Source organism: Streptomyces sp. SID4985 (assembly GCF_009863025.1).
GTDB lineage: Bacteria > Actinomycetota > Actinomycetes > Streptomycetales > Streptomycetaceae > Streptomyces.
This window is the reverse complement of record NZ_WWIR01000067.1, coordinates 1-18,562: the sequence shown is the minus strand read 5'-3', so window position 1 is coordinate 18,562 and position 18,562 is coordinate 1. Positions and strand designations below refer to the sequence as shown.

17 protein-coding genes and 1 pseudogene are annotated in these 18,562 nt (G+C 70.8%); 1 reads left to right on the top strand and 17 read right to left on the bottom strand.

The features are described from left to right. The 14 genes and pseudogenes from GTW40_RS02865 to pyrR form a co-directional block, all read right to left on the bottom strand. Positions 1-544, bottom strand: a pseudogene (locus GTW40_RS02865) (primosome assembly protein PriA); the annotation flags it as partial. 110 nt (positions 545-654) lie between these two features. Beyond that, on the bottom strand, positions 655-1,863 hold the full coding sequence (metK, locus tag GTW40_RS02860; protein WP_161178556.1) for a methionine adenosyltransferase: 1,209 nt from the start codon (positions 1,861-1,863) through the stop codon (positions 655-657). A 273-nt stretch (positions 1,864-2,136) separates the two neighbouring features. Continuing rightward, a complete protein-coding gene (gene coaBC / locus GTW40_RS02855) occupies positions 2,137-3,339 on the bottom strand; it encodes a bifunctional phosphopantothenoylcysteine decarboxylase/phosphopantothenate--cysteine ligase CoaBC (RefSeq protein ID WP_161178555.1) in 1,203 nt (400 codons plus the stop codon). A 119-nt stretch (positions 3,340-3,458) separates the two neighbouring features. Next, the gene (rpoZ, locus tag GTW40_RS02850; RefSeq protein ID WP_005319902.1) at positions 3,459-3,731 is read right to left on the bottom strand and encodes a DNA-directed RNA polymerase subunit omega; all 273 of its coding nucleotides are present in this window, start codon (positions 3,729-3,731) and stop codon (positions 3,459-3,461) included. Between the two features lie 74 nt (positions 3,732-3,805). Then, positions 3,806-4,399, bottom strand: a complete 594-nt coding sequence (gene gmk / locus GTW40_RS02845) for a guanylate kinase (RefSeq protein WP_161178554.1) — start codon at positions 4,397-4,399, stop codon at positions 3,806-3,808. Between the two features lie 60 nt (positions 4,400-4,459). After that, the gene (locus GTW40_RS02840) at positions 4,460-4,783 is read right to left on the bottom strand and encodes an integration host factor (RefSeq protein WP_003977346.1); all 324 of its coding nucleotides are present in this window, start codon (positions 4,781-4,783) and stop codon (positions 4,460-4,462) included. Between the two features lie 290 nt (positions 4,784-5,073). Further along, positions 5,074-5,916 (bottom strand): orotidine-5'-phosphate decarboxylase, encoded by an 843-nt coding sequence (pyrF, locus tag GTW40_RS02835; RefSeq protein WP_161178553.1) that lies wholly within the window; start codon positions 5,914-5,916, stop codon positions 5,074-5,076. Further along, the gene (locus GTW40_RS02830; RefSeq protein WP_161178557.1) at positions 5,913-7,019 is read right to left on the bottom strand and encodes a quinone-dependent dihydroorotate dehydrogenase; all 1,107 of its coding nucleotides are present in this window, start codon (positions 7,017-7,019) and stop codon (positions 5,913-5,915) included. The genes pyrF and GTW40_RS02830 overlap by 4 nt, the downstream gene beginning before the upstream one ends. A gap of 52 nt (positions 7,020-7,071) precedes the next feature. Then, positions 7,072-10,380 carry a carbamoyl-phosphate synthase large subunit gene (gene carB, locus GTW40_RS02825; protein ID WP_161178552.1) on the bottom strand — a complete coding sequence of 1,103 codons (3,309 nt, stop codon included), beginning with the start codon at positions 10,378-10,380 and terminating at the stop codon, positions 7,072-7,074. Beyond that, positions 10,373-11,530: a glutamine-hydrolyzing carbamoyl-phosphate synthase small subunit gene (gene carA / locus GTW40_RS02820; protein WP_161178551.1), complete on the bottom strand. Its 1,158-nt coding sequence runs from the start codon at positions 11,528-11,530 to the stop codon at positions 10,373-10,375. The genes carB and carA overlap by 8 nt, the downstream gene beginning before the upstream one ends. Then, positions 11,527-12,111 carry a hypothetical protein gene (locus tag GTW40_RS02815; RefSeq protein WP_161178550.1) on the bottom strand — a complete coding sequence of 195 codons (585 nt, stop codon included), beginning with the start codon at positions 12,109-12,111 and terminating at the stop codon, positions 11,527-11,529. Before GTW40_RS02815 ends, carA begins: the two co-directional genes overlap by 4 nt. Beyond that, positions 12,108-13,394: a dihydroorotase gene (locus GTW40_RS02810; protein WP_161178549.1), complete on the bottom strand. Its 1,287-nt coding sequence runs from the start codon at positions 13,392-13,394 to the stop codon at positions 12,108-12,110. The genes GTW40_RS02815 and GTW40_RS02810 overlap by 4 nt, the downstream gene beginning before the upstream one ends. Positions 13,395-13,399: 5 nt before the next feature. Continuing rightward, complete coding sequence (locus GTW40_RS02805; protein ID WP_161178548.1) at positions 13,400-14,392, bottom strand: aspartate carbamoyltransferase catalytic subunit; 993 nt, start codon at positions 14,390-14,392, stop codon at positions 13,400-13,402. Positions 14,393-14,485: 93 nt separating this feature from the next. Next, complete coding sequence (gene pyrR / locus GTW40_RS02800) at positions 14,486-15,055, bottom strand: bifunctional pyr operon transcriptional regulator/uracil phosphoribosyltransferase PyrR (protein WP_161178547.1); 570 nt, start codon at positions 15,053-15,055, stop codon at positions 14,486-14,488. Between the two features lie 253 nt (positions 15,056-15,308). Here pyrR and bldD point away from each other — a divergent pair, with 253 nt between their 5' ends. Then, positions 15,309-15,809 carry a transcriptional regulator BldD gene (gene bldD / locus GTW40_RS02795; RefSeq protein WP_018549006.1) on the top strand — a complete coding sequence of 167 codons (501 nt, stop codon included), beginning with the start codon at positions 15,309-15,311 and terminating at the stop codon, positions 15,807-15,809. 180 nt (positions 15,810-15,989) lie between these two features. On the opposite strand, the gene nusB is transcribed toward bldD, so the two are convergent. Genes nusB through GTW40_RS02780 form a run of 3 tightly spaced genes read right to left on the bottom strand, consistent with a single transcriptional unit; the run spans position 15,990 to position 18,149 of the window. Further along, on the bottom strand, positions 15,990-16,424 hold the full coding sequence (nusB, locus tag GTW40_RS02790; protein ID WP_161178546.1) for a transcription antitermination factor NusB: 435 nt from the start codon (positions 16,422-16,424) through the stop codon (positions 15,990-15,992). Between the two features lie 2 nt (positions 16,425-16,426). Continuing rightward, positions 16,427-16,993: an elongation factor P gene (gene efp / locus GTW40_RS02785; protein ID WP_161178545.1), complete on the bottom strand. Its 567-nt coding sequence runs from the start codon at positions 16,991-16,993 to the stop codon at positions 16,427-16,429. 49 nt (positions 16,994-17,042) lie between these two features. Further along, positions 17,043-18,149 (bottom strand): aminopeptidase P family protein, encoded by a 1,107-nt coding sequence (locus tag GTW40_RS02780; protein WP_161178544.1) that lies wholly within the window; start codon positions 18,147-18,149, stop codon positions 17,043-17,045. Positions 18,150-18,562 lie beyond the last annotated feature (413 nt).

Sequence of the window (18,562 nt, the reverse complement as noted above, 5' to 3'; positions counted from 1 at the left end):
GGGGCAGCGGCTCGGGCGAGGGGCGGCGCTCGGCGCGGGCGCTGCGCGGGGGTACGGCGAGTTGCAGCACGTCGGCGAGGCTCCCGGCGTACCGGTCGGCGACGGCGCGGGCCAGCGTCAGCAGCTCCTCGCTGAGCACGGGCTCCGGGGAGACGACCTGGGCCAGCGCGGCCAGCGGTCCCGCGTAGTCGGACTCGGCGCGCCGCTCGATGAGAAAGCCGTCGATGAGCCCGCCGCCCTCACGGCGCCCGCCCCGCACCCGCCCCCGCCCGGCGCCGAACCGCACCCGGACCCGCACCCCGGGCTGCGCCTCGGCGTCCAGCTCCTCGGGCACGGCGTAGTCGAAGAACCGGTCGAGATGCAGCACACCCTTGTCGACCAGCACCCGCGCGACGGGCCTGTCCTTGGCCAGCGCCGCCCCCCGCCAGGTCCGCGGCTTCGCCCGCGGCACCTCGGCGGCCCGCACGCTCTCCCTGATGAACGCAAGCTGCTCCGGCGAGGCCCCCTCAGCCCCGCCGCCCCCCGACCCGTTCTCCCTGCTCACGCTTGCATTCTTACCAAACCCCACCGACAACGCGTCCGGGCCCGGCGGCCCGGGACGCACCGAGGCCCGGCTCCCCCGCAGGGAACCGGGCCTCGGGATGCCTCGGTGGGTCAGATGCCCGCAGCCTCGCGGAGGGCGTCCACGCGGTCCGTGCGCTCCCAGGTGAAGTCGGGGATCTCGCGGCCGAAGTGGCCGTAGGCCGCCGTCTGGGCGTAGATCGGGCGGAGGAGGTCGAGGTCGCGGATGATGGCGGCCGGACGGAGGTCGAAGACCTCGTCGATCGCCTTCTCGATCTTCTCGGGCTCGATCTTGTGGGTGCCGAAGGTCTCCACGAAGAGACCGACCGGCTCGGCCTTGCCGATGGCGTAGGCGACCTGGACCTCGCAGCGGGAGGCCAGGCCCGCCGCCACGACGTTCTTGGCGACCCAGCGCATCGCGTAGGCGGCGGAACGGTCGACCTTGGACGGGTCCTTGCCCGAGAAGGCGCCGCCACCGTGGCGGGCCATGCCGCCGTAGGTGTCGATGATGATCTTGCGGCCGGTCAGACCGGCGTCGCCCATCGGGCCACCGATCTCGAAGCGGCCGGTCGGGTTGACCAGCAGGCGGTAGCCCTCGGTCTCCAGCTTGATGCCCTCGTCGAGCAGCGCGCGCAGCTCCGGCTCGACCACGAACTCGCGGATGTCGGGCGCGAGCAGCGACTCGAGGTCGATGTCCGAGGCGTGCTGGGAGGAGACCACGACCGTGTCGAGGCGGACGGCCTTGTCGCCGTCGTACTCGATGGTGACCTGGGTCTTGCCGTCGGGGCGCAGGTAGGGGATGGTGCCGTTCTTGCGGACCTCGGAGAGGCGCTTGGACAGGCGGTGCGCCAGGAAGATCGGCAGCGGCATCAGCGTCGGCGTCTCGTCCGTCGCGTAGCCGAACATCAGGCCCTGGTCGCCCGCGCCCTGCTTGTCCAGCTCGTCCTCATCGCCCTCGACACGGGACTCGTACGCCGTGTCGACACCCTGCGCGATGTCCGGGGACTGCGCGCCGATGGACACCGAGACGCCGCAGGAGGCGCCGTCGAAGCCCTTCTTCGAGGAGTCGTAACCGATCTCGAGGATCTTGTCCCGCACCAGCTGCGCGATCGGCGCGTACGCCTTGGTCGTCACCTCTCCGGCAACGTGCACCAGACCGGTGGTGATCAGCGTCTCGACGGCGACGCGCGAGGAGGGGTCCTCGCGCAGCAGCGCGTCGAGGATCGTGTCGCTGATCTGGTCAGCGATCTTGTCGGGGTGACCTTCGGTCACGGACTCCGAGGTGAACAGGCGACGGGACACAACGCTCCCTGGGGTTGCAGCGGCTGCTGGCTGATCATTGGCGGACGATCCGGGAGCTGCGCCCGGCGTCGTCCGAGGACAGTTTATCGGTCGCTCGCGACCGCGAGGCCACCCGCACTCTCCCGGTGGAGGGTGCCGTGACCTGCGGCACAGGCATTCTGCCCAATGCCCAGCGGCATTGACCAGGCCCGCCACGCGAGATCCCGGCGGGTCCGAAATGGAACGAATGACTCCGTGTGGCCGAAAGAACACCGTCCCCAACGGCCCAACCAGTCAGCCCAGTCGGGCCGCCACGAGGTCCCAGACCAGGTCGGCCAGGTCCTCCTTCGGACCGTGCGGGACAAGCGTCTCGCTGCCGTCGGCGCCGAGGATCAGCGCCTCGTTCTCCTCGGAGCCGAAGGTCTTGCGCTCCCCCACCTCGTTCACCACGAGCAGATCGCAGCCCTTGCGGGCCAGCTTGGCGCGGCCGTTGGCCACCACGTCGTCGGTCTCGGCGGCGAAGCCGACCACGACCTGTCCGGGCCGGGCGCGCTCGGCGGACAGCTCCGCGAGTACATCGGGGTTGCGCACCAGGGCGACCGGTTCGGGTTCCTTGCCGTCCTTCTTCTTGATCTTGCCGCTCGCGTAGACGGCCGGACGGAAGTCGGCGACGGCGGCGGCCATGACCACCGCGTCGGCCTCGGCGGCGGCCTTCAGCACGGCCTCGCGCAGCTGCACGGCGGTGCCGACCGGGACGACGTCCACTCCGGCGGGGTCGGGCAGCGCGGCGTTCGCCGAGACGAGAGTCACACGGGCACCGCGCGCGGCGGCGGTGCGGGCGAGGGCGTAGCCCTGCTTGCCGGAGGAGCGGTTGCCGAGGAAGCGGACCGGGTCGAGCGGCTCACGGGTGCCGCCCGCGGAGACGACGACATGACGGCCCCTGAGATCGGGCTCGGAGACGCCCCGGGCCAGCACGCGGCGGCAGACCTCGAAGATCTCGCCGGGGTCGGGCAGCCGCCCCTTGCCGGTGTCGACGCCGGTGAGCCGGCCGACGGCGGGCTCGATGACGACGGCGCCCCGGCCGCGCAGCGTGGCCACGTTCTCCTGGGTGGCGGGGTGCTCCCACATCTCGGTGTGCATCGCGGGGGCGAAGACGACCGGACAGCGGGCGGTGAGCAGCGTGTTGGTGAGCAGGTCGTCCGCGAGGCCGTGGGCGGCCTTGGCGAGCATGTCGGCGGTCGCGGGCGCGACGATCACCAGGTCGGCGTGCTGGCCGATGCGGACGTGCGGCACCTCGTGGACCGCGTCCCAGACCTCGGTGGAGACCGGGTTGCCCGAGAGGGCGGACCAGGTGGCGGCGCCGACGAAGTTCAGCGCGGAGGCGGTCGGTACCACCCGCACGTCATGGCCCGACTCCGTGAACCTTCTCAGCAGCTCACAGGCTTTGTAGGCCGCGATGCCACCGCTGACCCCCAGCACGACCTTCGACTTCTCCACCGTCTCTCCCCGGCTCGGCACAACGTACGGGACCATCACACACCACAGGCCCGGCAAGCTGCTTGCCGGGCCTGTGGATAAGTCGGTCGCGATCCGACCGTACTACTTACTGTGCCTACTTACTGCGCGGGGCCCTCGATGGCCTCGGACGTCAGCAGACCGGCGTTGATCTCGCGCAGCGCGATCGACAGCGGCTTCTCGTGGACGTGGGTGTCGACGAGGGGACCGACGTACTCGAGGAGGCCCTCGCCGAGCTGCGAGTAGTACGCGTTGATCTGACGGGCACGCTTGGCCGCGTAGATCACGAGGCTGTACTTCGAGTCGGTGGCCTCGAGGAGCTCGTCGATCGGAGGGTTGATGATGCCCTCGGGCGCGGTGATGGAAGAGGACACGCTCTGCCTTCCGATGGGTGGGAAAGATTCAGTCGATGCGACCGTCGATGCCGTTCACAGGACGGCGGTCACGATCACACAACGTCCATCAAGGCTAGCAGCTCACGGGCCACGTCCTTGACGGAGGTGTTGACAAGGGTCTCGTCGAACTCGGGCTCGGCCGCCAGTTCGGTCCGGGCCGCCTCCAGGCGGCGCTCGATGACCTCGGGCGATTCGGTGCCCCGGCCGGTGAGCCTGCGCACCAGCTCCTCCCAGGAGGGGGGAGCCAGGAAGACCAGCTGCGCGTCCGGCATGGACTCGCGGACCTGACGAGCGCCCTGGAGGTCGATCTCGAGGAGGACGGGCTCGCCCTTCTCCAGTCGCTCGATGACGGCCGCGCGCGGCGTGCCGTAGCGGTTGCCGGCGAACTCGGCCCACTCCAGCAGCTCGCCGTTGGCGATCAGCTTGTCCATCTCGTCGTCGGTGACGAAGAAGTAGTGGACGCCGTGCTGCTCGCCGGGGCGCGGCTTGCGGGTCGTCGCCGACACCGAGAGCCAGACGTCGGGGTGTTCCTTGCGCATATGAGCGACGACCGTGCTCTTGCCGACCCCGGAGGGGCCGGAGAGCACGGTCAGCCGCGGACGTGCGTCCGGGGGCACGGGGGTCGTCCCCCGGGGTGTTACAGCCATGCAGCGATTATTCCAGCAATCCCGGGGTGCCCGGGACTCCTGGTCCGGCAGAGGCCGGACTCAGGACCCGGTGCTGCCGAACTCACGCTCCAGGGACGCGATCTGGTTGGAACCGAGGCCGCGCACGCGGCGGCTCTCGGAGATGCCCAGACGCTCCATGATCTGCTTGGCACGGACCTTGCCCACGCCAGGCAGGGATTCGAGAAGGGCGGAGACCTTCATCTTGCCGATGACGTCGTTCTCCTGGCCCTGCTTGATGACCTCGTGCAGAGAGGCGCCGGAGTGCTTGAGTCGATTCTTGACCTCGGCCCGCTCCCGGCGAGCCGCGGCGGCCTTTTCGAGCGCGGCTGCGCGCTGTTCAGGGGTAAGGGGCGGAAGAGCCACGCCTACGTCACCTCGGATGTCGAACTGTCGGATACGGACCGGTGAGGAACCTAGTCGCCCCACACCTGGGGAGGTACGAGCAACACGCTTGCCCGTTTCTCTGCTCGGAGACTAGCGGCCAACTCAGCCAGAGTCAGCGAGAACAGCGGAAAAGTCCTGGTCAGCCTCCGTGAGGCCGGACTTTTCGGGCATATTGCCCGGGATTCGCTGTTCTATTCACACCGCACGAGGCCGGTGACGGGCATTTGGGCGCCCGTCACGGCCTCCGCACCGGTCCGTGGCAGCCCTCGTCAGCCGCCGACAGCGGCCCTGATCTCGTCCGCGAACCGCTCCGTGGCCGCCCGCAGCCCCGCGACCTCGGGACCGTGACGCAGAACACCCCGGCTGACGTTCGGTACGACGTTGCGCACGGCGGAGCCGAAGACCCGGGGCAGGTCCGCCGGGGTCGCCCCCTGCGCACCGACACCGGGGGCCAGCAGCGGGCCGTTGATGTCGAGGTCGTACGAGGACAGGTCGCCCACGGTGGCGCCGACGACCGCGCCGAAGGAGCCGAGCGGCGCCTCGCCCGCGTTGTCGGCGGCGAGGTGCGCGAGCACGGTCGCGGCGACGGTACGGCCGTCCGCGCGGACCGCGTGCTGCACCTCGGGGCCCTCCGGGTTGGAGGTCAGGGCGAGCACGAAGAGGCCGGTGCCGGTCTCCCGGGCCAGCTCGACGGCCGGGGCGAGCGAGCCGTAGCCGAGGTACGGCGAGACGGTGAGCGCGTCGGAGAACAGCGGGGCGTCCTTGTGCAGGAACGCCTCGGCGTATCCGGCCATGGTCGAACCGATGTCGCCGCGCTTGGCGTCCATGACGACCAGGGCCCCGGCCGCGCGCGTCTCCTCGACGACACGCTCCAGGACGGCGACACCGCGCGAGCCGAAGCGCTCGAAGAACGCCATCTGCGGCTTGATGACGGCGACCCGGTCGGCGACCGCCTCGACGACCGTGTGGCTGAACCGCTCCAGGCCGGCCACGTCGTCGTTCAGGCCCCACTCGGCGAGCAGCGAGGCGTGCGGGTCGATGCCGACGCAGAGCGGGCCGCGCTCGTCCATGGCGCGGCGCAGCCGGGCGCCGAAGGGCTCCAGGGAGCTCATGCGGGCTTCCTCACGTCGGCGCCGACCGCATCGGCGAGGGTGGCGTACGGGCTGTTGGTCAGGCGGGCGGCGAGGCCCTTGTGGATCGCGCGGGACCAGAACGGGCCCTCGTAGACGAAGGCGCTGTAGCCCTGGACGAGGGTGGCTCCGGCGAGGATGCGCTGCCAGGCGTCCTCGGCGGTCTCGATGCCGCCGACGCCGACCAGGGTGATGCGGTCGCCCACGCGCGCGTAGAGGCGGCGCAGCACCTCCAGGGAGCGTGCCTTGAGGGGCGCGCCGGACAGTCCGCCGGTCTCCTTGACCAGCGCGGGCGCGGAGCGCAGGCCGAGGCCCTCGCGGGCGATGGTGGTGTTGGTGGCGATGATGCCGTCCAGGCCGAGTTCCACGGCGAGGTCGGCCACGGCGTCCACGTCCTCGTCGGCGAGGTCGGGGGCGATCTTCACCAGGAGCGGCACCCGGCGGCCCGCGACCACGCGGTCGGCGGCCTCGCGCACGGCGGTGAGCAGCGGGCGCAGCGCCTCGGTGGCCTGGAGGTTGCGCAGACCGGGGGTGTTCGGGGAGGAGACGTTGACGACCAGGTAGTCGGCGTGCGGGGCGAGCCGCTCGGCGGACTTCACGTAGTCGGCGACGGCCTCCGCCTCGGGTACGGCCTTGGTCTTGCCGATGTTGACGCCGACGACGGTACGGAAGGCGGGCCTGCGGGCGCCGAGGCGGGCGGCGACGGCGGCGGAGCCCTCGTTGTTGAAGCCCATGCGGTTGATCAGGGCGCGGTCCGCGACCAGCCGGAAGAGCCGCTTCTTCGGGTTGCCGGGCTGGGCCTCGCCGGTGACGGTGCCGATCTCCACGTGGTCGAAGCCGAGCATCGACATGCCGTCGATCGCGACGGCGTTCTTGTCGAAGCCGGCGGCGAGCCCGAAGGGCCCGTGCATCCGCAGCCCGAGGGCCTCCGTGCGCAGCTCCTTGTAGCGCGGCGCGAGCGCGGCGGCGAGGAAGACGCGGAGCACCGGGAGCGCGGCGGCGAGACGGATCCAGCGGAAGGCGAGGTGGTGGGCCTCCTCGGGGTCCATGCGCTTGAAGACGAGGTTGAAGAAGAACTTGTACATGGCTGTCCTCACGAAGAGGGGGACACCGTTTCCGGTGTCCCCCTCGGGGCTGCTAGTCGCGGGCCGCGTTCAGGTGTTCGGCGTGTTCCTGGAGCGAGCGGACGCCCACGTCGCCGCGGTTGAGGGCGTCGATGCCCTGGACGGCGGCGGCGAGCGCCTGGACGGTGGTCAGGCACGGGACCGAGCGGGCCACGGCCGCCGTACGGATGTCGTAGCCGTCGAGGCGGCCGCCGGTGCCGTACGGGGTGTTGACGATGAGGTCCACCTCGCCGTCGTGGATGAGCTGGACGATGGTCCGCTCGCCGTTCGGGCCGGTGCCCTCGGACTGCTTGCGCACGACGGTGGCGTTGATGCCGTTGCGCTTGAGGACCTCGGCGGTGCCGGAGGTGGCCATCAGCTCGAAGCCGTGGGCGACCAGCTCGCGGGCCGGGAAGATCATCGAGCGCTTGTCGCGGTTGGCGACGGAGATGAACGCGCGGCCCTTGGTGGGCAGCGGGCCGTACGCGCCCGCCTGCGACTTGGCGTACGCCGTGCCGAAGACGGAGTCGATGCCCATGACCTCGCCGGTGGAGCGCATCTCCGGGCCGAGCACGGTGTCCACACCGCGGCCCTGGATGTCCCGGAAGCGGGACCAGGGCATCACGGCCTCCTTGACGGAGATCGGCGCGTCCAGCGGGAGTTCGCCGCCGTCGCCGGTCGCCGGGAGCAGGCCCTCGGCACGCAGCTCGGCGATGGTCGCGCCGAGCGAGATGCGCGCGGCGGCCTTGGCCAGCGGCACGGCGGTCGCCTTGGAGGTGAAGGGCACCGTGCGGGAGGCGCGCGGGTTGGCCTCCAGGACGTAGAGGATGTCGCCCGCCATGGCGAACTGGATGTTGATCAGACCGCGGACGCCCACCCCGCGCGCGATGGCCTCGGTGGAGGCGCGCAGCCGCTTGATGTCGAAGCCGCCGAGCGTGATCGGGGGCAGGGCGCACGCCGAGTCGCCGGAGTGGATGCCGGCCTCCTCGATGTGCTCCATGACGCCGCCGAGGTACAGCTCCTCGCCGTCGTAGAGGGCGTCGACGTCGATCTCGATGGCGTCGTCCAGGAAGCGGTCGACCAGGACCGGCCGGGAGGGGCTGATCTCGGTGGACTCGGCGATGTAGGAGGCGAGGCGCTCCTCCTCGTAGACGATCTCCATGCCGCGTCCGCCGAGGACGTAGGAGGGCCGGACCAGGACCGGGTAGCCGATCTCGTCCGCGATGGCCTTGGCCTCGGCGAAGGTGGTGGCGGTGCCGTGCTTGGGCGCGGGCAGTCCGGCCTCGGCGAGGACCCGGCCGAAGGCGCCCCGGTCCTCGGCGGCGTGGATGGCCTCGGGCGGGGTGCCGACGACCGGCACGCCGTTGTCCTTGAGCGCCTGCGCGAGGCCCAGCGGGGTCTGCCCGCCGAGCTGGACGACCACACCGGCGATCGGGCCCGCGAGGGACTCGGCGTGCACGATCTCCAGCACGTCCTCCAGGGTGAGCGGCTCGAAGTAGAGCCGGTCGGAGGTGTCGTAGTCGGTGGAGACGGTCTCCGGGTTGCAGTTGACCATGACGGTCTCGTACCCGGCGTCGGACAGCGCGAAGGAGGCGTGGACGCAGGAGTAGTCGAACTCGATGCCCTGGCCGATGCGGTTGGGGCCGGAGCCCAGGATGATGACCGCGGGCTTCTCGCGCGGCGCGACCTCGGTCTCCTCGTCGTAGGAGGAGTAGAAGTACGGCGTCTTCGCGGCGAACTCGGCGGCGCAGGTGTCGACCGTCTTGTAGACCGGGCGGATGCCGAGCGCGTGCCGGACCTCACGGACGACGTCCTCGCGCAGGCCGCGGATCTCACCGATCTGGACGTCGGAGAAGCCGTGCCGCTTGGCCTCGGCGAGCAGTTCGCGGGTCAGCTCGGGGGCGTCGGCCAGCTCGTCGGCGACTTCCTTGATCAGGAAGAGCTGGTCGACGAACCAGGGGTCGATCTTCGTGTACGCGAAGATCTCCTCGGGCGTGGCGCCCGCGCGGATGGCCCGCATGACGGTGTTGACGCGGCCGTCGGTGGGGCGCACCGCCTCTTCGAGCAGGGCCGTCTTGTCGCCGGGGTCGCCCACGAAGGTGAACTGGCTGCCCTTCTTCTCCAGCGAGCGCAGCGCCTTCTGGAAGGCCTCGGTGAAGTTGCGGCCGATGGCCATGGCCTCGCCGACCGACTTCATGGTGGTGGTCAGCGTGGAGTCGGCCTGCGGGAACTTCTCGAAGGCGAACCGAGGAGCCTTGACCACCACGTAGTCGAGCGTGGGCTCGAAAGAGGCCGGGGTCTCCTGGGTGATGTCGTTGGGGATCTCGTCCAGGGTGTAGCCGACGGCCAGCTTGGCGGCGATCTTGGCGATCGGGAAGCCGGTCGCCTTGGAGGCGAGCGCGGAGGACCGCGAGACACGCGGGTTCATCTCGATGACGATGACCCGGCCGTCCTCGGGGTTGACCGCGAACTGGATGTTGCAGCCACCGGTGTCCACGCCGACCTCGCGGATGATCGCGATGCCGATGTCGCGCAGCAGCTGGTACTCGCGGTCGGTCAGCGTCATGGACGGCGCGACGGTGATCGAGTCGCCGGTGTGCACGCCCATGGGGTCGAAGTTCTCGATGGAGCAGACGACCACGACGTTGTCGTTCCGGTCGCGCATCAGCTCCAGCTCGTACTCCTTCCAGCCGAGGATGGACTCCTCCAGGAGCACCTCGGTGGTCGGGGAGAGCGTGAGGCCCTGGCCCGCGATGCGGCGCAGCTCCTCCTCGTCGTGCGCGAAGCCGGAGCCCGCGCCGCCCATGGTGAAGGAGGGGCGGACGACGACGGGGTAGCCGCCGAGCGTCTCGACGCCCTTGAGGACGTCGTCCATGGAGTGGCAGATGACCGAGCGGGCGGACTCGCCGTGGCCGATCTTGGCGTTGACGGCCTCCACGACGCCCTTGAACAGGTCGCGGTCCTCGCCCTTGTGGATCGCCTCGGGCTTGGCGCCGATCAGCTCGACGCCGTACTTCTCCAGCACGCCGTTGTCGTGCAGGGCGATGGCGGTGTTGAGCGCGGTCTGGCCGCCCAGGGTGGGCAGGAGGGCGTCGGGGCGCTCCTTGGCGATGATCTTCTCGACGAACTCGGGCGTGATCGGCTCGACGTAGGTGGCGTCGGCGATCTCCGGGTCGGTCATGATCGTCGCCGGGTTGGAGTTCACCAGGATGACGCGCAGGCCCTCGGCCTTGAGCACGCGGCACGCCTGGGTGCCGGAGTAGTCGAACTCGGCGGCCTGGCCGATGACGATCGGGCCGGAGCCGATGACCAGGACGGACTGGATATCGGTGCGCTTAGGCACGCTGGCCCTCCATCGGAGCGGTGCTCATCAAAGACGTGAAGCGGTCGAACAGGTAGGCCGCGTCGTGCGGGCCCGCAGCCGCTTCGGGGTGGTACTGAACGGAGAAGGCTGGCTGGTCGAGCAGCTGGAGCCCCTCCACGACGTTGTCGTTGAGGCAGACGTGGGACACCTCGGCGCGGCCGAACTTGGTGTCGCTGACCTGGTCGAGCGGCGCGTCGACGGCGAAGCCGTGGTTGTGCGCGGTGACCTCGACCTTGCCGGTGGTGCGGTCCTGGACCGGCTGGTTGATGCCCCGGTGGCCGTACTTCAGCTTGTAGGTGCCGAAGCCGAGCGCGCGGCCGAGGATCTGGTTGCCGAAGCAGATGCCGAACAGCGGGGTCCTGCGCTCCAGCACGGCGGTCATGAGGGCCACCGGGCCGTCGGCCGTGGCCGGGTCGCCGGGGCCGTTGGAGAAGAACACGCCGTCGGGGTTCACGGCGTAGACGTCCTCGACCGTGGCGGTCGCGGGCAGCACGTGCACCTCTATGCCGCGCTCGGCCATGCGCTGCGGGGTCATGCCCTTGATGCCGAGGTCGATCGCGGCGACGGTGAACTTCTTCTCGCCGACCGCCGGGACGACGTACGCCTCCTTGGTGGCGACCTCCTCGTAGAGGCTCGCGCCCTTCATGTGCGGCTGGGCCTGGACGCGCTCGATCAGCTCGGCCTCGGGGGCGAGGGCCTCGCCGGAGAAGACGCCGGCGCGCATCGATCCGCGCTCGCGCAGATGGCGGGTGAGGGCGCGGGTGTCGATGCCGCTGATGCCGACGATGCCCTGCGCGGTCAGCTCGTCGTCCAGGGAGCGCCGGGAGCGCCAGTTGGACGGCACGCGCGCGGGGTCGCGGACCACATAGCCGGAGACCCAGATGCGCCTCGACTCGTCGTCCTCGTCGTTCCAGCCGGTGTTGCCGATCTGGGGGGCGGTGGCGACGACGATCTGGCGGTCGTACGAGGGGTCGGTCAGAGTCTCCTGGTAGCCGGTCATGCCGGTGGAGAACACGGCTTCGCCGAAGGTCTCCCCCACGGCCCCGTAGGCGCGGCCGCGGAAGATGCGGCCGTCCTCCAGGACGAGTACGGCGGGAGTCTTGGCGGCTCCCCGGGTGGAGGTCGTCATCGTGCGCCTTCCGTGTCGTTGATCAGGTGGTTCAGGGTGTCGACCCACTCGTTGTGCTCGGCCGCGCGGTCGGAGCGGAAGCCGGAGTCGATCAGCTTGTCGCCGTGCGCCCAGGTGACGATCAGCAGCCCGCCCTCGGTGAGGACCTTGCCCGCGATGCCCTTGTCGAGCCGGGCGCCGCGCAGGGCGTCCAGGGGCACGAAGAAGTCGTGCGCGCCGGGGCGCTCGACCACCAGGCCCGCGTCGGTGAGGGTCAGCTCCACGCGGCTGCGGGTGCCCAGGCCGTGCGCCACGATGCGGTCCAGCCACTGTCCGGCGGTGGTGGAGCCGTGGTAACGGCCGCTCATGCTCAGTCTCGCCGTACCGGGGTCCTCCGGCACGCCGGGCAGCTCCGGCAGGTCGTTCTGGAGGGTGCCGCGCCACTTCCAGCCCTCGCGCATCAGCCAGTAGACGAGCGCGATGAAGAGGGCGAGTCCGACAAGCCAGCCGATCCTGGCACCCCAGTCGGTCACCACGGCGGATTTCTTCTCGTCCGCGAGCCCCGTGGCAAGCGATGCGGCGAGCAGGGGTGCAGATGTCACGTGAGCTTCCCGTCCATGAGCGTGGCCTTGCCCCGGAGCCAGGTGTGGGTGACACGGCCCGGCAGCTCGCGGCCCTCGTACGGGGTGTTGCGGCTGCGCGAGGCGAAGCCCGCGGGGTCCACCTGTCCACGGTAGGCGGTGTCCACGAGCGTGAGGTTGGCGGGCTCGCCCGGCGCGACCGGGCGGCCGTGACCGGTGGCGCGGCCGATGCGGGCGGGCGCGGCGGACATGCGGTCCGCGACCCCGGCCCAGTCGAGCAGGCCGGTCTCGACCATGGTCTCCTGCACCACGGACAGGGCGGTCTCCAGGCCGACCATGCCCATGGCGGCTGCGCTCCACTCGCAGTCCTTGTCCTCGTGCGGGTGGGGGGCGTGGTCGGTGGCGACGATGTCGATCGTGCCGTCGGCGAGTCCCGCGCGCAGGGCGTGCACGTCGCGCTCGGTGCGCAGCGGCGGGTTGACCTTGTAGGCCGGGTTGTAGGTGCGCACCATCTCCTCCGTGAGGAGGAGGTGGTGGGGGCAGACCTCGGCGGTGACCTGGATGCCGCGGGACTTGGCCCAGCGGATGATCTCGACCGAGCCGGCCGTGGAGACGTGGCAGATGTGCAGCCGGGAGCCGACGTGCTCGGCGAGCAGCACGTCCCGGGCGATGATCGACTCCTCGGCGACGGCGGGCCAGCCGCCGAGGCCCAGCTCGGCGGAGACGATGCCCTCGTTCATCTGGGCGCCCTCGGTGAGCCGGGGCTCCTGGGCGTGCTGGGCGACGACACCGCCGAAGGCCTTCACGTACTCCAGGGCGCGGCGCATGATCACCGCGTCGTCCACGCACTTGCCGTCGTCGGAGAAGACGGTGACCCCGGCGGCCGAGTCGTGCATGGCGCCCAGCTCGGCGAGCTTCTTGCCCTGGAGGCCGACGGTGACGGCGCCGATGGGCTGCACGTCGCAGTAGCCGTACTCCCGGCCGAGCCGCCAGACCTGCTCCACCACACCGGCGGTGTCGGCGACGGGGAAGGTGTTGGCCATGGCGAAGACGGAGGTGAAGCCGCCGGAGGCGGCGGCGCGGGTGCCGGTCAGCACGGTCTCGGAGTCCTCGCGGCCCGGCTCGCGCAGATGGGTGTGCAGGTCGACCAGGCCCGGCAGCAGCACCTTGCCCTCGGCCTCGACGACCTCGGCGCCCTCGGCGGACAGGCCGGTACCGACCGCTTCGATGGTCTCGCCGTCGATCAGGACGTCCTGCGGCTCGCCCCCGAGCACCTTCGCACCACGGATCAGGATCTTGCTCATGGTTCTTACTTCTCCTCGGTACGAAGGTGGGTGGTGGCGGGCTGGGTGGTGGCGGGCTCGTTGCCGCCGAGCAGCAGGTAGAGGACGGCCATGCGGATGGAGACACCGTTGGCGACCTGCTCGACGACCGTGCAGCGGTCGGAGTCGGCGACCTCGGCGGTGATCTCCATGCCCCGGACCATCGGACCGGGGTGCATCACGATGGCGTGCTCGGGCATCCGCGCCATGCGGTCGCCGTCGAGGCCGTAGCGGCGGGAGTACTCGCGCTCGGTGGGGAAGAAGGCGGCGTTCATGCGCTCGCGCTGGACGCGGAGCATCATCACCGCGTCGGACTTGGGCAGCGTGGAGTCGAGGTCGTAGGACACCTCGCAGGGCCAGGTCTCCACGCCGACCGGCAGCAGCGTGGGCGGGGCGACGAGGGTGACGTCGGCGCCGAGGGTGTGCAGCAGGTCCACGTTGGAGCGGGCGACGCGGCTGTGCAGGACGTCGCCGACGAGAGTGACGCGCTTGCCGGTGAGGTCCTGGCCGAGCCCGGCGTCGGGGCCGATCAGCCGGCGGCGCATGGTGAAGGCGTCGAGCAGGGCCTGGGTGGGGTGCTGGTGGGTGCCGTCTCCGGCGTTGATGACGGGCGCGTCGATCCAGCCGGAGTTGGCCAGGCGGTAGGGGGCGCCGGAGGCGCTGTGCCGGATGACGACGGCGTCCACGCCCATCGCCTCCAGCGTCTGGGCGGTGTCCTTGAGGGACTCGCCCTTGGAGACGCTCGACCCCTTGGCCGCGAAGTTGATGACGTCGGCGGAGAGGCGCTTCTCGGCGGCCTCGAAGGAGATCCGGGTCCGGGTCGAGTCCTCGAAGAAGAGGTTGCAGATCGTGCGGCCGCGCAGGGTCGGCAGTTTCTTGATCGGCCGGTCGGCGACCCGGGCCATCTCCTCGGCGGTGTCGAGGATCAGGACGGCGTCGTCGCGGGTGAGGTCGGCGGCCGAGATGAGATGACGCTGCATCTGTCAGGCTCCGTAAGGCAGTTCAAACGGGAGGATTCGGGCGGAGCAGGGCGCGTCGAGGGCATGCCGAAGCAGCTCGTGCGCCGCTGTCCGCTACTGGCCGGGCTTGGCACCGAGCAGCACGGTGTCGCGACCGTCCTCCTCGGCGAGCTGGACCTTGACCGTCTCCCGCAACGACGTGGGGAGGTTCTTGCCGACGTAGTCGGCGCGGATGGGCAGTTCGCGGTGGCCGCGGTCGACGAGGACCGCGAGCTGGACCGCGCGGGGGCGCCCGATGTCGTTCAGGGCGTCGAGGGCGGCGCGGATGGTGCGGCCGGAGAAGAGCACGTCGTCCACGAGCACGACCAGGCGGCCGTCGACACCGTCACCGGGGATCTCGGTGCGGGCGAGGGCGCGCGGCGGGTGCATCCGCAGGTCGTCGCGGTACATGGTGATGTCGAGCGAGCCGACCGGGATCGTGCGTCCGGTGATCTGCTCCAGCTTGACGCCGAGCCGCTGGGCGAGGAAGACGCCCCGGGTCGGGATGCCGAGGAGCACCACGTCGTCGGCGCCCTTGGCGCGTTCGACGACCTCGTGGGCGATACGGGTCAGGACGCGTGCGATGTCGGGACCCTCGAGGACGGGCCGGGCATCGGACGCGGGATTTTGCGTGTGCGTGTCCATACGAAACGGACCCCCTTCTCCGCCTCACGGGACGGACTTTAAAGGACGTCGGATTTGCGCCATCCACCCTAGCAGGTCCTTCGGAGCACCCGTTTCACCCGTTCGGGTCAGCGGGCGGCCACTACCACGGAAGAGTCGGTGTGGACCATTCGGCTTGACGCAGAAGAATCACGCTGCGTAACCTCACAGTGAGTTACCAGCCGCGCGGCGGGCACCCCCGTCGGCCGCGTCGACACAGTGTCCGGGGAGCTATATGTCCAGCGAATACGCCAAACAGCTCGGGGCCAAGCTCCGGGCCATCCGCACCCAGCAGGGCCTTTCCCTCCACGGTGTCGAGGAGAAGTCCCAGGGGCGCTGGAAGGCCGTGGTGGTCGGCTCGTACGAGCGCGGCGACCGTGCCGTGACCGTGCAGCGCCTGGCCGAGCTGGCCGATTTCTATGGCGTTCCGGTGCAGGAGCTGCTGCCGGGCACCACGCCGGGCGGGGCCGCCGAGCCGCCGCCGAAGCTCGTCCTGGACCTGGAGCGGCTGGCCACGGTGCCGGCCGAGAAGGCGGGCCCCCTCCAGCGCTACGCGGCGACGATCCAGTCCCAGCGCGGCGACTACAACGGCAAGGTGCTCTCGATCCGCCAGGACGACCTGCGCACCCTCGCCGTCATCTACGACCAGTCCCCCTCGGTCCTGACCGAGCAGCTCATCAGCTGGGGCGTCCTGGACGCCGACGCGCGCCGCGCGGTCGCCCACGAGGACAGCTGACCGCTTTACGCGCATTGAGCAGAAACGTGCCGCCCGGGGTGGCAGGGAGAGTTTTCCCCTGCCACCCCGGGCGGCTTTTTCGGCCTACGCGAGCGGAAACACCAAAGGGGCGCGGGGAACTGCGCGACCGGCCACCACGAACCGGCACACAACAGTCCACCCACGCCCCAACGGCGCTGTTTACGGCTGATCGCGCCGCAGGCGAGGCTTCAGCTCCTTGAAGCGGCCCAGCAGGCCGTTCACGAACGCCGGCGAGTCGTCCGTCGAGAACTCCTTGGCAAGCTGCACCATCTCGTCCAGAACGACCGCGTCGGGCGTCTCGTCCACCCAGATCAGCTCGTACGCGCCGAGCCGCAGCAGGTTACGGTCGACGACCGGCATCCGGTCCAGCGTCCAGCCGACCGCGTACTGGGCGATCAGCTCGTCGATGCGCGACGCGTGGTCCGCGTAGCCCTCGACAAGCTGCATCGTGTACTCGCTGACCGGGGGCTGCCGGGTGTCGGACCGGGAGAGCCGGACCCAGTCCGCGAGGACCGTGAGTACGTCCGCGTCGCGCTGATCGCCCTCGAAGAGGATCTGGAACGCGCGCTTGCGGGCCGTGTTGCGGGCAGCCACGGTTAGCTGTTCACCCGGCCGAGGTAGTCGCTGGTGCGGGTGTCGACCTTGATCTTCTCGCCGGTCGTGATGAACAGCGGGACCTGGATCTGGTGGCCGGTCTCCAGCGTGGCGGGCTTGGTGCCACCGGTGGAGCGGTCGCCCTGGACACCCGGCTCGGTCTCCTGGATGACGAGCTCGACGGCGGCCGGCAGCTCGACGTAGAGCACCTCGCCCTCGTGGCGGGCGACGGTGGCCTCGAAGCCCTCGATCAGGAAGTTGGCGGCGTCGCCGACGGTCTTCCGGTCGATGTGCAGCTGGTCGTAGGTCTCCATGTCCATGAAGACGAAGTACTCGCCGTCCATGTACGAGAACTGCATGTCGCTCTTGTCGACAGTGGCGGTCTCGACCTTGACGCCGGCGTTGAAGGTCTTGTCGACCACCTTGCCGGACAGCACGTTCTTCAGCTTGGTGCGCACGAAGGCCGGGCCCTTGCCGGGCTTGACGTGCTGGAACTCGACGACGGACCACAGCTGGCCGCCATCGAGCTTGAGCACCATGCCGTTCTTGAGGTCGTTCGTGGAAGCCACGGTTGCGGAATCTCCTGGACTGACGTGGACGACCACGGGGCACGCACCGTTAAAGCGCGAGCAGCTCCTTGGTCGTGATGGTGAGTAGCTCGGGTCCGCCGTCCGCCTCTGGGCGCACGACGAGCGTGTCATCGATCCGGACGCCGCCCCGGCCCGGGAGGTGAACCCCGGGTTCGACGGTGACCGGCACGCAAGCGTCCAGTTTACCCATGGCTGAAGGGGCGAGCTGCGGGTCCTCGTCGATTTCGAGTCCGACCCCGTGTCCGGTGACCGGCGGCAGGGCGTCCGCGTACCCGGCGGAGTCCAGCACCTGGCGGGCCGCGTGGTCCACATCGCGGTAGGCGGCACCGGGCACCAGGGCCTCGCGTCCGGCCCGTTGGGCGGCGAACACGAGGTCGTACAGCTCGACCTGCCAGTCGGCGGGCGAGGTGCCGATGACGAAGGTGCGGCCGATCTCGCAGCGATAGCCGCGGTAGGTCGCGCCGAGGCAGACGGAGAGGAAGTCGCCCTCCTCCACCCGCCGGTCGGTGGGCCGGTGTCCACAGCGGCCGGAGTTGGGTCCGGTCGCCACGGAGGTCGGGAAGGCGGGGCCCTCGGCGCCGTGGTCGACCAGGCGCCGCTCCAGCTCCAGGGCGAGGTGCCGTTCGGTGCGGCCGACGAGGATGGACTCGAGCAGCTCGCCCAGGGCCTGGTCGGCGATCTCCGCGCCGATCCGCAGACAGGAGATCTCCTCCTCGTCCTTGACCACCCTCAGCTGCTCCACGGCGGTTCCCAGGTCCGCGAGGCGCAGCCCGGGGGCGACCGAGCCGAGGGCGCGGTACCGGGCGACGGTGAGGTGGTGCTCCTCCACGGCCAGGGCGTCGGTGCCCTCACCGCCCGCGAGCCCGGCGGCGGCCACGGCGGGGTCGCCTCCGGCGGTGGGCAGCACATGCAGGGCGAGGGCCTCGTCGGGACGCCCCTCCCCCGGCCGCTCCTCCGGCGGGACGGGACACACCAGCTGGTCCTCCCGCCTGCCGAGGAGCAGAACCGCCCCCTGGGGCGCGGCTCCCGCCAGATACCGCACATTGGCAGGACGGGAGATGAGCGCTGCCGCGGTACCGGCCGCGTTGCAGCGATCCCTCAGCCGGGATCGGCGGGTCGCGTACACCTCTGACATGAGACGAGCGTAGGAGTTCTCCCCGGCTCTCGCCGTTCGGCGGGGTCCGAGTGGGGTGGGCCTCCGGCGGTTCGGCAGTGAACACCCGTCGGCCCGGCTGAGGCGAGGCGCCTCCGGCGGCCTGCACTGTCTCCGGTACGGGAGCCCTCGACGGCTGCGGCGACGACCGCCCGGCCGTCCGGCCGGGGGCGGATGCGGCAACCGCCCGCCCCGACTCTGGCACGGGGGGGCCTCCAACGGCTGCGGCGGCGAACGCCCGGCCGGGGTGCGGGGGCTGTCTGCCCCGACCCGAGCGGCAGTCGACTGCCTGCCGTGGAAGTGACCGTAGTCGCCGGGCCGACGGCGCCGGAAGGCGGCTGCGTCTGCCCGGGCGCTGCTGCCGCCGAGCGCCCGCGCCGCCCAGACGCCGGTGC